This window comes from Guyparkeria halophila, from assembly GCF_034479635.1.
Classification (GTDB): domain Bacteria; phylum Pseudomonadota; class Gammaproteobacteria; order Halothiobacillales; family Halothiobacillaceae; genus Guyparkeria; species Guyparkeria halophila.
The window spans coordinates 1,379,010-1,392,700 of the sequence record NZ_CP140153.1 but is presented as its reverse complement, the minus strand read 5'-3'; the positions used below and the strand labels follow the sequence as shown (position 1 = coordinate 1,392,700).

15 protein-coding genes are annotated in these 13,691 nt (G+C 63.7%); 8 read left to right on the top strand and 7 right to left on the bottom strand.

Annotated features, from left to right (window positions below; genetic code table 11):
- Nucleotides 1–16: 16 nt before the first annotated feature.
- Genes sufB through SR882_RS06400 form a run of 8 tightly spaced genes read left to right on the top strand, consistent with a single transcriptional unit; the run spans nt 17 to nt 6,701 of the window.
- Nucleotides 17–1,489, top strand: a complete 1,473-nt coding sequence (sufB, locus tag SR882_RS06435; RefSeq protein ID WP_322520436.1) for a Fe-S cluster assembly protein SufB — start codon at nt 17–19, stop codon at nt 1,487–1,489.
- A gap of 50 nt (nt 1,490–1,539) precedes the next feature.
- Nucleotides 1,540–2,295, top strand: coding sequence for a Fe-S cluster assembly ATPase SufC (gene sufC / locus SR882_RS06430; RefSeq protein WP_322520435.1), 756 nt, complete (start codon nt 1,540–1,542; stop codon nt 2,293–2,295).
- Nucleotides 2,295–3,590 carry a Fe-S cluster assembly protein SufD gene (gene sufD / locus SR882_RS06425; RefSeq protein WP_322520434.1) on the top strand — a complete coding sequence of 432 codons (1,296 nt, stop codon included), beginning with the start codon at nt 2,295–2,297 and terminating at the stop codon, nt 3,588–3,590. Before sufC ends, sufD begins: the two co-directional genes overlap by 1 nt.
- Nucleotides 3,590–4,831, top strand: coding sequence for an aminotransferase class V-fold PLP-dependent enzyme (locus SR882_RS06420; protein ID WP_322520433.1), 1,242 nt, complete (start codon nt 3,590–3,592; stop codon nt 4,829–4,831). Before sufD ends, SR882_RS06420 begins: the two co-directional genes overlap by 1 nt.
- Before the next feature lie 16 nt (nt 4,832–4,847).
- Entirely contained in the window at nt 4,848–5,393 is a 546-nt protein-coding gene (gene sufT, locus SR882_RS06415) for a putative Fe-S cluster assembly protein SufT (protein ID WP_322520432.1), read from the top strand.
- A gap of 52 nt (nt 5,394–5,445) precedes the next feature.
- A complete protein-coding gene (locus SR882_RS06410) occupies nt 5,446–5,784 on the top strand; it encodes a non-heme iron oxygenase ferredoxin subunit (RefSeq protein WP_322520431.1) in 339 nt (112 codons plus the stop codon).
- Between the two features lie 24 nt (nt 5,785–5,808).
- Nucleotides 5,809–6,255, top strand: coding sequence for a HesB/IscA family protein (locus tag SR882_RS06405; protein ID WP_322520430.1), 447 nt, complete (start codon nt 5,809–5,811; stop codon nt 6,253–6,255).
- Nucleotides 6,256–6,269: 14 nt separating this feature from the next.
- Nucleotides 6,270–6,701, top strand: coding sequence for a SufE family protein (locus SR882_RS06400; RefSeq protein ID WP_322520429.1), 432 nt, complete (start codon nt 6,270–6,272; stop codon nt 6,699–6,701).
- 44 nt (nt 6,702–6,745) lie between these two features.
- On the opposite strand, the gene SR882_RS06395 is transcribed toward SR882_RS06400, so the two are convergent.
- The 7 genes from SR882_RS06395 to SR882_RS06365 all read right to left on the bottom strand — a co-directional run bounded on the left by SR882_RS06395 (nt 6,746) and on the right by SR882_RS06365 (nt 13,502).
- A complete protein-coding gene (locus SR882_RS06395; RefSeq protein WP_322520428.1) occupies nt 6,746–7,630 on the bottom strand; it encodes a LysR family transcriptional regulator in 885 nt (294 codons plus the stop codon).
- Between the two features lie 165 nt (nt 7,631–7,795).
- On the bottom strand, nt 7,796–9,139 hold the full coding sequence (locus SR882_RS06390) for a transporter family protein (protein ID WP_322520427.1): 1,344 nt from the start codon (nt 9,137–9,139) through the stop codon (nt 7,796–7,798).
- A 52-nt stretch (nt 9,140–9,191) separates the two neighbouring features.
- On the bottom strand, nt 9,192–10,004 hold the full coding sequence (locus tag SR882_RS06385) for a hypothetical protein (protein WP_322520426.1): 813 nt from the start codon (nt 10,002–10,004) through the stop codon (nt 9,192–9,194).
- A gap of 27 nt (nt 10,005–10,031) precedes the next feature.
- The gene (locus SR882_RS06380) at nt 10,032–10,790 is read right to left on the bottom strand and encodes a C39 family peptidase (RefSeq protein WP_322520425.1); all 759 of its coding nucleotides are present in this window, start codon (nt 10,788–10,790) and stop codon (nt 10,032–10,034) included.
- Between the two features lie 130 nt (nt 10,791–10,920).
- Nucleotides 10,921–12,183 (bottom strand): hypothetical protein, encoded by a 1,263-nt coding sequence (locus tag SR882_RS06375; protein WP_322520424.1) that lies wholly within the window; start codon nt 12,181–12,183, stop codon nt 10,921–10,923.
- A gap of 45 nt (nt 12,184–12,228) precedes the next feature.
- The gene (locus tag SR882_RS06370) at nt 12,229–12,912 is read right to left on the bottom strand and encodes a hypothetical protein (RefSeq protein WP_322520423.1); all 684 of its coding nucleotides are present in this window, start codon (nt 12,910–12,912) and stop codon (nt 12,229–12,231) included.
- The gene (locus SR882_RS06365; protein ID WP_322520422.1) at nt 12,912–13,502 is read right to left on the bottom strand and encodes a hypothetical protein; all 591 of its coding nucleotides are present in this window, start codon (nt 13,500–13,502) and stop codon (nt 12,912–12,914) included. Before SR882_RS06365 ends, SR882_RS06370 begins: the two co-directional genes overlap by 1 nt.
- Nucleotides 13,503–13,691 lie beyond the last annotated feature (189 nt).

The following is a 13,691-nucleotide window of genomic DNA, read 5'->3' as shown; positions in this document are numbered from 1 at the left end:
ACCAGGTGATAACGACATGACCGAAACCCAGGAACTCGAACAACTCGTCAAGCGCGAGTACAAGTACGGTTTCACGACCGACATCGAGCAGGAGATCATCCCGCCCGGTCTTGATGAAGACGTGGTCCGCATGATCTCAGCGAAGAAGCATGAGCCGGAGTTCATGCTCGAGTGGCGCCTGTCGGCCTTCCGCCATTGGCAGACCATGAAGGAGCCGGAATGGGCACACGTCCATTATCCCAAGATCGACTACCAGGCGCTTTCCTACTATGCCGCGCCCAAGTCTCAGGAAGAGCTCGACGCCGACGCGCCGGAATCGCTCGATGACGTCGACCCGAAGCTCCTCGAGACCTACGAGAAGCTGGGTATCCCGCTGCACGAGCGGGCGGCACTGGCCGGGGTCAAGGGGGCGAACGTCGCGGTCGACGCCGTGTTCGATTCGGTCTCGGTGACCACCACCTTCAAGGAAAAGCTCGCCGAGGCCGGTGTGATCTTCTGTTCGTTCTCCGAGGCGGTCGAGAACCACCCGGAACTGGTCAAGAAGTACCTCGGCACCGTCGTGCCGCAGGGCGACAACTACTTCGCTGCCCTCAACTCGGCGGTGTTCTCCGACGGCTCGTTCGTCTATGTCCCCAAGGGCGTGACCTGCCCGATGGAGCTGTCGACGTACTTCCGCATCAATGCGCAAAACACCGGCCAGTTCGAGCGCACGCTGATCATCGCCGAGGAAGGCGCCTCGGTCAGCTACCTCGAGGGCTGCACCGCCCCGCAGCGCGACGAGAACCAGCTGCACGCGGCGGTGGTCGAGCTCGTGGCACTGGACGACGCCGCCATCAAGTACTCCACCGTCCAGAACTGGTACCCGGGCGACGAGGAAGGCAAGGGCGGCATCTACAACTTCGTCACCAAGCGTGGCGAATGCCGCGGCGACCGGTCCAAGATCACCTGGACCCAGGTTGAGGCCGGCTCGGCGATCACCTGGAAGTACCCCAGCTGCGTGCTCAAGGGCGATGACTCGGTCGGCGAGTTCTACTCGGTGGCCGTGGGCAACAACTACCAGCAGATCGACTCGGGCACCAAGATGATCCATCTGGGCAAGCGCACCCGCTCGACGATCGTCTCCAAGGGCATTTCCGCCGGTCGGGCGGAGAATGCCTACCGCGGGCTGGTACACATCGGCAAGACCGCGACCGAGGCCCGCAATTTCACCCAGTGCGACTCGCTGCTGATCGGCGATCGCTGTGGCGCCCACACGTTCCCGTACATCGAGGCCAAGAACGCCAGCGCCCAGGTCGAACACGAGGCAACCACCTCCAAGGTCAGCGACGACCAGATGTTCTACCTGCGCTCGCGCGGCCTGTCCGAGGAAGACGCGATGAACATGGTGGTCAGCGGCTTCTGCAAGGACGTATTCAACGAACTGCCCATGGAGTTCGCCGTCGAGGCACAGGCCCTGCTGGCCGTCTCCCTCGAGGGATCCGTGGGCTAAGACCCGTTTGATCAACGGGTTAACCGAACAAACTATTGAGGCTTTTCAACATGGCACTTCTCGAAATTAAGAATCTGCACGCCGAAATCGATGGCAAGGAGATCCTCAAGGGGATCAACCTGAGCATCAACGCCGGCGAGGTCCACGCCATCATGGGCCCCAACGGCTCTGGCAAGAGCACGCTCTGCCACGTGCTCGGTGGCCGTGACGGCTACGAAGTCACCCAGGGCACGATCACCTTCGACGGCAAGGATCTGCTGGAAATGGAGACCGAGGAGCGCGCCGTGGCCGGCATGCTGCTGGGCTTCCAGCACCCGGTCGAGATCCCGGGCGTGAAGAACATCTACCTGCTCAAGGAGGCGCTGAACGCCAAGCGCGAAGCGCAGGGTCTCGACGAGATCGACACCTTCACCTTCATGAAGCAGGTGCGCGAGCTGGTCGCCAGCATGGACATGGACGATGCCTTCCTGCATCGCGGCGTGAACGCCGGCTTCTCCGGCGGCGAGAAGAAGCGCAACGAGATCCTGCAGATGCTGCTGCTCGAGCCCAAGCTAGCCCTGCTCGACGAGACCGATTCGGGCCTCGACATCGACGCGCTCAAGGTGGTGTCAGACGGCATCAACCGCATGCGTGGCGAGGAGCGCGGCATCATCCTGGTCACTCATTACCAGCGCCTGTTGAACTACGTCGAGCCGGACTTCGTCCACGTGCTCTACAAGGGCAAGATCATCAAGTCCGGTGACAAGACCCTCGCCCACCGCCTGGAAGCCGAGGGTTACCAGGAGATCCTCGAGGAGGCATCGTAATGCGCCAGGAACTTCCCGACTGGCTCAAGACGGCCATCCCGGAGACGGCGGCCGCCCCGGAAACCATCGCTCGCAGTGCACGCGAACAGGTCGCATCGACTGGCCTGCCCGGCCTGCGTGACGAGGAATGGCGCTGGACCAACCTGCGCGCCATCCAGCGTGGTCGATTCAACGCCCCGTCCGGGGTCGGCGCGGATATCGAGCCGGGCATCCGCCTGCCGCTGGACAACCCATTGCGTCTGCGCTTTATCGACGGCGTGTTCCAGGGTGTGCCCGACAACGCACCCGAGGGTCTGAGCATCACCGCGCTGGCCGATGCCGACGAGGCAACACGGCAGGCGGCGTTCTCCCCTACCCCGGCGCCCAGCGTCGACAATCCCAACGACGCGCTGGTGACCCTGAACACCGCCATGGCACGCGAAGGGGTGGTGATCGACGTCGCGGCCAACGCGGCCATCGACCGTCCGATCGTGATCGAATGGCTCGACGGGGCGACCGAATCGGTCATGAGTCACCCACGCGTGCTCATTCGACTGGGTCAGAGTGCGGCCGCGACCGTGATCGAACACATCGAGACGGTTGGCGAGCAGCCGACCTGGCGCAACAGCGTGATCGTCTCGACGATCGCCGCCAACGCCGCCCTGACGCACATCGCGCTGGGGCTCGACGGTGAGTCGCGCCTGACCACGGCGCGCACCTTCGCCGAGCTGGACCGCGATGCGCGCTACCACAGCTACAACGTTCAGCTGGGCGGTCGCATGATCCGCCGTGAATACGACATTCACGTGGGAGGCACCGGCGCGCATACCAACCTGATCGGTCTGATGATGCCGCGCGGCAAGCAGGTGCTGGACACCCATACCCGCATCACGCACGCCGCGGCCGATACCACCAGCAACGAGCACTACCGCACCATTGCCGACGATGCCGGTCGCGGCATCTTCAAGGGACGCATCCTGATCGAGGAGGATGCCCAGCGCATCCAGGCGTATCAGTCGAGCAACAACCTGATCCTGTCGGACAACGCCGAGATCGATGCCAAGCCCGAGCTCGAGATCTATGCCGACGACGTCAGCTGCTCGCACGGCGCGACCATCGGCCGGCTCGACCAGGAAGCGCTGTTCTACCTGCGTTCCCGTGGCCTGCAGCTGGACGAGGCCCGCGGCCTGCTGATCGCCGGTTTCGCCCAGGAGGTCATCGACGAGATCCCGCTGGTCGAACTGCGCGATTGGCTCACCGAGCGCGTCGAGCAACGTCTCGGCGAGCGTGACACTGCCGGCAACGAGACGGCGTGATGGCAGACGACGGTCGCACCCAGCCATTCTCGGTCGATGCGATCCGGGCCCAGTTTCCGGCGCTCGACCAAGAGGTGCACGGCAAGCCGCTGGTCTATCTCGACAATGCGGCGACCACGCAGAAACCACGGGTCGTGATCGACACGATCCGCGAGTTCTACGAGCAGGACAACGCCAACATCCACCGCGGTGTGCACACGCTGTCGGCCCGTGCCAGCGAGCGCTTCGAGAACGCCCGCACCCGGATCGCCCGCTCGCTCAATGCCGAGCACGAGCGCGAAATCGTGTTCGTCCGCGGCGTGACCGAGGCGATCAACCTGCTGGCCCACTCGCTCTCGGACGACTGGCGGGCCGGTGACGAGGTGATCTTGAGCGAGCTCGAGCACCACGCCAACATCGTCCCGTGGCTGATGCTCGGGCAGCGCAAGGGCATCGTGATCCGCACCATCCCGGTCAACGAGCAGGGCGAGCTCAAGATCGATGCCCTGCCCGACCTGATCACCGACCGCACCCGGTTGGTGGCAGTCAATCACGTCTCGAACGCGCTCGGCACGATCAATCCGGTGGCACGCATCGTCGAGATCGCGCATGGGCACGATGTGCCGGTGCTGGTCGATGGTGCCCAGGGACTGCCGCACGGGCCGGTGGACGTCCAGGCGCTCGGTTGCGACTTCTACGCCTGTTCGAGTCACAAGGTATTCGGCCCCAGTGGGGTCGGCGCCCTGTACGCCCGCGGCGACTGGTTCGACCGCCTGCCGCCGTTCATGGGTGGCGGTGACATGATCGAAGAGGTGCGTTTTGACGGCGTGCGCTTCGCCCCGCCGCCATCGAAATTCGAGGCCGGCACGCCCAATATCGAGGGCGCGATCGGCTTCGGCGCCGCCCTCGAATGGGCCGACGGGCTGGATTGGCTGGCGATCGAGCGCCACGAGGCGGCGCTGCTCGAGCGCATGAGCAGCGGGCTGTCCGACATCCCGGGGCTGCGGATCGTGGGTCAGGCCGCGCACAAGGTGCCGGTGGTCTCGTTTCTCATCGACGGGGCGCATCCGCACGACATCGGTACCCTGCTCGACTCGATGGGCATTGCCGTGCGTACCGGTCATCACTGTGCGATGCCGCTGATGCACTGCTTCGACGCGCCGGCAGGTACGGCCCGCGCGTCCGCGGCCTTCTACAACACACTCGACGAGATCGACCAGTTCGTCGCCGCGGTCACCCGCGTGCGCGACATGCTCGTCTGAACGGAGAGAACAAACCGTGGAACCGATGGAACGCATTCGACTGAGCCGTGACGTGGTCTGCACCATGGTGCCCTCGGGGCAGAAGGTGCTCGCCTCGAAGGACACGCCCGTCGAACTGATGCAGGCCCTGGGTGGCAGTTTCACCATCAAGGCTCGCGGTCACCTGCTGCGGGTCGAGGGCAAGGATGCGGACGCACTGGGCAAGGAGCCGCCCCCGCAGCCGGAACTGCCGGAAAACGCCTCCGACGACGAGGTCGAGGAAATGGTCTGGGAGCAGCTGCGCGGCGTATTCGACCCCGAGATCCCGATCAACATCGTCGACCTCGGCCTGGTCTACAAGGTCAAGGTCGAATCGCTGCCGGTCGCCGGTCGCCGGGTGGAGGTCGACATGACCCTCACCGCTCCCGGCTGCGGCATGGGGGGCGTAATCGCCTCGGATGCGCATCAGCGGATCATGGAGATTCCCACCATCGAAGAGGCCGCGGTGGAACTGGTATTCGACCCGCCCTGGAGCCGCGAGATGATGTCCGACGAGGCGAAGTTAGCCACCGGCATGTTCTAGCCCGGTTGGAACGAACGCCTTCTAAACAAATCAAATCGTTAAGAGAGAAACCGTGAGCGAATCCCTCGACGAAAACTGGATCCGGGTCTGTGAGCAGCGAGAGCTCGCCCCGGGCGAACGCCGCGTGGTGGAAGGCCCGGATGTCGACATTCTCGTGATCAATGCCGATGGGGTCATCCTGGCGGTCGCCGACGAGTGCAGCCACCAGGACCTCCCCATCTCCGAGGGTCCGCTGGACGGCGACATCATCACCTGTCCATGGCACGACGCCCAGTTCTGTCTCCGCGACGGTGAGCCGCTCTCGGCACCGGCCTACGAGCCGATCGACTGTTACGATATTCGAGTCGAAAACGACACCATTTTCGTCGCCAAGACGCCGCGTGGCGGCTGAGGCGAACTTTGCTGGAGGTGGTCCATGACCGCTCAGACGCACAGCGCACAACCCGTCAATGACACACCGGTTTCCCCGGTCGACCCGGCCCGAATCGAGGCCGCGCGAGGTCACGCCGCTGCCCTGCCGGCCGAGCAGCGTTTAACCATGACTGAGGCGGCAAGAAAGCATCTCGAGCGGACGTTCGCCGACGATCCGGCGGCGCTCGGGTTGCGGCTGGGGATCAAGAAGTCGGGCTGTTCGGGCTTCGCCTACGTGATGGACGCGGCACGCGACGTGGCCGAGGACGACCTCTGGTTCGATTGCGATGGCATGCCGATCATTACCGACCCGCAAAGCCTGGATGCGATCCGCGGCTCGGAGCTCGACTACGTGGTCGATGGTCTGACCCGCATGCTTCACGTCAACAATCCCAACGTCGAGGACAGTTGCGGCTGCGGCGAGAGCTTCACCGTTCACGAAACCGACTGATCAGGAGTCTACCGATGGCCGAGCAGGCGCCCAGCATCGACGCCGAAATCCAGGCACTCAAGGACGAATTCGCCTTCCTCGGCGACTGGACCGAGCGCTACCAGTACATCATGGACATGGGCAAGCAGATGCCCGCCTTCCCGTCCGAGAAACAGGACGAGGCGCACAAGTTTCATGGTTGCCAGTCGCAAGTGTGGTTCGACTATGAATGGGACGGCAACCGTCTCGATTTACGCGGCGCCAGTGACGCCATGATCGTCAACGGCCTGATCGCCCTGCTCTTTCGCGTCTATTCGGGGCGAACCGCGGAGGAGATTCTGGCAACCGATGGCGACTTCATCGACGATCTGGGCCTGTCATCGCATCTGTCGGCCAATCGCGCGACCGGCCTGTCGAACATGATCGAGAAGATCCGGCAGCTTGCCGCCGAGCGTGCCGCAGCCTGATCAGGCCCCACGCCGCTCTCCAGACTGATTGGCCGCCACACGAATCAGCCCAGTGACGAATCGACCAGCGATTCCATCATGCACTGGTGGGCCGGGCTCGCCATCAGTTCACGCTGCCGATACAGCATTAATGCCGCCTCGGGACACAACCCTTCTTCGACGGGCAAGACCGTCAGGTCCGACTCATCACGGGCCTGATGTTCCGGCAACCAGCCGAAACCCAGCCCCGATCGCATCAGCTCAACGGCCGTGTGCAGGTGATCAACCGTAATCCGCTGTGCCGCGCCTAGCCAGCCGGCATTCGCCCCGCGCTCGGGGTGCGAGTCGCGCAGCACGACCTGCCGATGCTGGCGCAGTTGCCCCTCGGCGAGAAGCTGCCCCGCCGGCATGGCCTCGACTTCCCGGGCCAGGGGGTGGCCCGGGCCGACACAGGGAACAAAGCGCACCCGACCGACCTGTACACCGGTGTGATCGCCTACCGGTTCAAGCCCCAGGTAGATGCCCACCTCCGCGTCCCGGAACAAGGCAGGCCCACCCCCGAGCACCGTCTCGAACAACTCGAGCCGGGTATGCGGGAAATCCGTTGAAAAACGCTCCATCGCCTGAATCAGCCGGTCGTGGGGAAAGACCTGATCGACCGCCAGACGCATGACCGACGCGCCTGTGTCCCGGAATTGTTCGATCACCCCGCGCACCCCTTCGAGCTCGCGAATCAGTGGGCGCATGTGTTCGAGCAGGATCGACCCGGCCTCGGTCAGTTGAATCCGTCGTGCCCGTGTTTCCACCAGTGTCACTCCGATGCGACGCTCGAGCTGCTTGATAGCGTGACTGATGGTCGACGGGGTTCGGTGCAGCCGTTCCGAGGCCGGCTTGAGCCCGCCGAGCTCAATCACCGTTTCCAGCCAGTGCCAGGTGCGAAAATCGTCCATCGACGCTCCTCAATACTATGACGATCCTTCCCCGATCCGGGCGATGCCGGCTGGCAGGGACAAGCGAACCGCTTACCTTAACGCAAAAAATCCCCCGGCCCGGCCTGACACGGGCGGTGGAGGAAAGACCGCAGGAGAATCGGTCGGCGCCACCCGTTCGGGTGGTCAGAGCGCGTAAGGGATGCGGATACCCAGAGTGAAGTCCGGCGCATCCGGTGTCAGGCCGACACCGAGGGTCGTTACCAGGGTGGTCTTCTTGCCCAGGGCGTAGGTAAGACCGAGATTGAACATGGCGGAATTGGCGTCACTGCCGATCAGATCGACCCACTCTTCCCCCTCGTACTTGGTGCGGGCCTTACCGTTGATCTGCTGCGAGTACGACATCGACAGGCTGGCGCGATCGTTCAGCGCGAATGCCAGGCCCAAGCCCCAGTTCCAGCTGCCGCCGAGGCTCACTTCGCCGGGATTGACGGTATCGGGGTCGTTGTTGAGATCGTCAAAACTGCGCGAAATGTAGTGCGTGTAGCCGAAGTTGGCGAACAGCAGTGCCGGATCGAGCGTCTTGACCGCCGAGACCGACGCACCGACACCCCAAAGACCGTTGCCGGTGGCCTGTTCTTCAGGCACCGCAAAACGGACGAAGGAGTTGCCGTCGGCATCCTCGCCCGTCTCGATCACTCGCCAGTCGACGCCATAGGGTTCACGGCCCGTCGGCGCGATCACGCTACCGGTCAGCACGACGTCGGGCCGACTGGCCGTTTCCGGAAGCAGCCGATAACTGAGGTTGACCGTGGTGTCACCGATCGCGAGGTCACTGGTCTGATCCACCTCGGCAAACGCCGCGGCCGAACCGCCGGCACCGCCTTTCTGATAGGTGGTATAGCGCTGAATGAACGGCGCCGAAATGCCGATGTTCCAGCGCGGTGTCAGCCCGTATCGGGCGGCGAGCGTGTACTTGAAGGTGTCGGAGGCAACGTTGTCGACCGCGATATTGCCCAGGAAGATCGCATCGAGGGCCAGAAAGCCGTTGAGCGTCAACTGGGTGCGGTCATATCGGCTGTACTCGAAGCCGGCCTCGATCACCAGCGGCCGATCGAAGGCCACGTGTTCCTGCTGCAGGAAGTCATCGACGCTGCGCCGCGTCGCCTCACGCTTGTCTTCAGCGGTTGGAGCGGTGCGCGCGGTCTCATCGGCCGCGTCACCGCTCATGGTGGCCTGGGCGCCACTCTCTGGCGTGGTTTCGAGGTCACCCTCCGGGGCAACCCCCGCCTCGGACAGGCGTGTCTGCACCGCCATCAAGCGCGCGTCGATCTCGCGCAATCGTCGCACCTCGTTGACATAGCGCTGCTTGAGATCGTCCAGCTCGGAGCGCAATTGTTGGACGTTATCGGCCTCGTTGGCCGCCCAGGTCATCGGCGCCAAGCCCAAGGTCAGGCAAACGGTTAGCGTCGACAATCCCACCGGGACGCGATTCACACGCCCCGCTGCTTCCTTCTGCGTTACATCCATGGCTTGTCTCCTTGGGGAAATCCCCTCGATTGCCATTTGTCATCGATTTGACTCAGATGCCGCCGCGCAACGTGGAAAGGGCTTGCCCTACCTGGCGTTGCAGACGTTCGCGACTGTTCATCTGGCCGGGGTCGATCCCGACCACCAGACGCAACTGGTTATTTACCACCTGGTGATCGCCGGCCAGCTGGATCACCTGGGCGGCATTGCCGGCCTGGAAACCCTGGAAGACGCGCGAGTTGCCCAGCTGCATGCTCACCCCGGCGTGTCGACCAGCGTTGGTCAGCCCGGAGGCCACCACCGCCCCGCCCTGCTGTATTTCCACGTTGTAGCCGCTACTCGACGTCGTGCCGCCGGCTCCATGCGGTTCGATGCGCACGTCGAAATGGTTTGCGGCGCGGTTGTCGTTGCCGGCCACCTGGATCTGCTGGCGTACTCCACGCGTGTTGCCGGTATTGCTTCCCTCAACGCTGCGCGCGCCCGACGTGGCGACATCGGGTGTCCCCTCGATCGATACCGTGGGGGCAAACGTGACGCTGGGTTGCCGTCCCGCCCGGTCGATGCCGACGGACAACCCGGCGGCCATCGTCCCGCCGGTGGTCTGCCACTGCGTGATCATCTCGACACCGAAATACATCACCCGGTTGTCGGCGGCGAGGAAACGTCCGCGCATCTGCGCCAGTTCCGGATCGCTCAATGCCACGATGGCCGGATTGGCGGCCAAGACCGTACCGCTGATCAACAGCCCGGCGCAGGCCAGGCCAACCGCGATGCCACCAACGAGCAAGGCCTTGGTCGGCAAGGCCGGCACGCCGGCCTCTTTGTTGACGGATGCGTGGTTGCGATTCAATTGAATGCCTTTCATCGTTACATCCTCGAAAAGCTGCCGGTCTCAGAAGAGATCGGCATGCGTGAAACCAAAATCGAGCAAATCGGCCGTCGGTATCGCCCCCGAGCCCGAGCGCCGATGCAAAGCACCGCTGCTGGGGATGTCGGTGCGATCCAGCAGCACGGTCTGCCGATCGAAGCCTGGCCCGATCACCGCGAACACCGTGCGGGACGGCCAGGTCTCGATGAACTCGTCGACCGAATAACGTTTGTTGCCCAATGCCGGATCGGCAACGTGTACCCAACCGTCCGACACCGTCTTGAGCACCACGAAATGCTGGTACCCGTTGACATCCATCAACACGATCGTGGGCACATTGATTCGCCCCAGACGGGAGAGATCGATCTCGTAGCCCCGTCCGCGGTAGCCCAGTTTTTCGAGGTAATGCTTCATCTCCAGCAGCGAAAATCCGCGGGTACGCACCTGTTCGGGGTCGGAGACCCCCCACATCCCGGCCAGTACCGTTGCCTCGTCCAGATTGAGGCCATAGCCATGCTTCAGCAGGGTGGCGAGCGCCGCTGCGCCACAGGAGAAATCGAATTGCTGGCGCACGACGTGGCGATAACGCCGCTCAAGCAGGCTTTCCACCGGCTTTTCCATCATCTGGCCGTGCGGCAGGATCCCGGCAAACCGAATGTCGGCGGCCTGGGCCGGCGACACGCTCATCGCGACCAGCGCCGTGGCCACCATCGCTACCCATCCCAACCGACGACCTACCGGGATGGGTTCGGGAATGCGTTGCGTGATCGACGATGCCAGCACGGTTCTGTCTCCCTGAAGTTGTGGTCAGAAGACCTGGGTTAGGTCGCCTTTCCGGACGGCACATAAGGCCATGTCGCCGTCTGGAAAGACGAGGCGCTTGCGCGCCCCGTCGACCGATCGAGTGATCGGGTTATTCGGTACCACCACCATTGCCACCGGCGCAGGTGTTGCAGGCCACGGCCATGGAGAGCGCGTTGCTCTGCAGGTTGCCGGTGCCCGAGGCGACGTTCACGCCGATGTTGCCCGACGCGTTCTGGAACGCGTTGCCCAGCAGGGAGGCATCATTCTTGGCGTTGACGACCACGTAGCGGGTAGTCGCGACTTCGCCGCTCATGACGCTGCCGAGCAGGATCTTGCCGCCTTCACGGAAGCCCAGGGTCCCTTCTTCGGAACCTTCGTAGGTCATGTCGTGGGTGCCGAACGCCAGTGCACCGCCGTCCTCGTTGAGGTCGAGGCCGCCTTGCGTGCCGTTGGTGCCATCGTCCCCGTTGTCGAGGTCGAAGTGACCGTCAGCTACGCCACCGGTGTGCTGCGGGCCAGTCCAGATGTCCGGGTAGACATTGTTGATCTGGTCCAGTTCGCCATCGATCGAGCCACTGGTGGTACCCGAGTAGCCGCCATGGCCGCCACCGTAGTAGCCGCCCATGCTGAATCCGGCCAGCTGCACCTGGGTCGTGTCGCTGTACTGCTCGGTACGACCCTCGTTGCGGATGTTGTTGCCGATCGACTCCTGGTTGCTATTCAGGGAGGCATTAGCCACGCGTGCCGTGGAGACCGAAGCCGCCATGGTGTTCTTCTGGCCGTTGCCGGTGCCGGCGGCGACGTTCACGCCGATGTTGCCCGAGGCATTCGCGAATGCGCTCTGGCCGATGCTGGCGTTGTTCATCACGCCGCTGTTGCGGGTGGTGTTCGCCAGGTTCGACTGATCGACATTCACACTGGCGTAGGACTCACCGAACACGAAGCCGGCATCCACGGCAGCCAGGGCGGCCGCGTTGTCCTGCACGTTGGTGTCACCGGCGGCGACGTTCATGCCGATGTTGCCCGAGGCGCTGTTACCGACGTTGTCGCCGATGCTGGCGTTGTTGGTCAGCTTCTTGTTGCGCACGTCGTTGGCGTGGATGAACTGGGTGTCGTGTGCCGAGGCACCCGCCGAGGCGTTGATCACGATGTCACGCAACTCGCGATCGACGTGATCGACCTCGTTGCGAGAGATGTTCTTTTCAACATCCACGTTCTTGTCGTAATCAATATCGATTTTCACCTTCTTGTGGATATTGTGGTGATGACCGCCGTTGTGATTGTCACCGTTCGATTCGGAAGCCATCACCGGGCCGGAGACCAGGGCGGCGACCGCGGAAGCGATCAGTGTCATCTTGAGTTGCGTTTTCATGGCTACTACCTCTACCTTCTTGTTGGGGTTTCTTCGATCATGAAATCAGGGTCGATGGCCGGACATCGAGAAGTGATTACCTGTGATGTTTCGGCTTCCCGACACCTGATTGATTTGGAGAACCCCTCCGAATCCGCTAAAGGCGGTGTCCGCGACAACCGCGCGATACCGTCCCGGAGAGTCCTCCCCCGACTGCCCGTCCTCTCGGGCGGCCGAATCCGACGCCCGGACCGGGTTAACCGGTTCAAGCATGCGAATCTCTTTGAATCCCTCGCCCGCCGGGGCAAGGGCCATTGAATTAATCTGGGCGTTGCCGTCCCCAGCGACCTGATTGACCCCCAATACGCCCTGACCGCGACTGAACGCCTGCCCATCGATACGGGTGTCTGCATTCATCAACACCGGCGAGGCTTGACGGGGGTTGTCGATCCGTTGCGTCGCCTGGATCGTCCCCTGCAAGGCGCGCTGGTTGGTCTGCAGGTTGGCCGAACCGGCCGCGCTGTTGACCGCCACGTTGCCGCTCGCCCCTTGGGCGAATTGCTGGCCGATGTGGTTGTCATTGAGCACCGCCAGCATCCAGTCGTACTCCGCCGGCGGTGAGGCTTCGGCACGGGCGTCGCCGGCGTAGATCATCTGGGCCGTCATCACGAGGGCAAACAGCCCGAGGCCGACCAGAACGAGCCGGAGGCAGCGCGACAGATCAATGGAATGTCGGCGTTGCGTAGCCATTACCGTTGTCCTCCCTGGCCCAGCAGCCCCGCCCCGGACAATGCACCGGTCACGGTCGAGCCGATCGAGCCGGTCACGGCCCCCATGGCCCCACCCGCCGCGGACGGCGCGGAATCGCCACGGTGGGCCGAACCGCCCACCAATTGCTGCGTGATCGCGTTAATCGAGCCGCCCATACCGCCAGATGCCACCGGGCCGTTGCCGCCGCCCGCCGCGACCTGGCCATAGCTACCCGGTGAGATTTCCAGGTGAGACAGACCCTGTTCCATTTCCGACTTGGGGCTGGGGTCGATCAACAAGGCACGCCCCGGCGGCATGGGCCGCGCGGCGGGTCGGGCCGGGACGGAGCGCAGGAGCACGATTTCACCTGGCTTGGCGTCAACGGCGGCACGAGAGCCGGCGGCTGACGCACTCCCCGGCAACAGCGAGACCGCGAGGGCCACACTGGCGAGCGAAAGGGGCAGGTGGAGGGTCAGGTGGCGAGCGATGCCGGTAAGGGGCAAGCCGGATGCGATCCGTTGGCCGCCCGTGACGAATGCCCGGTTCCCGACCGTGGAGGTGAAATCCTGTTTGCCGATGACGTCGTTCATGACCTGGCTCCCGAAGTGGTGGGGGCGTCGTGCTCCCACGCCAATCAGTGGAGCAAGAGCGAGGCCAACATGCGCATCACCGCAAAATCAGTGGGTTAGGAGTATCGGTTCGGCGATCGGGGGCGAAGTGGTGCAGCGTTGATACACCCGGGAACGGGGTGGAAGACGAACCTCGCGTCCTGGCAAGGT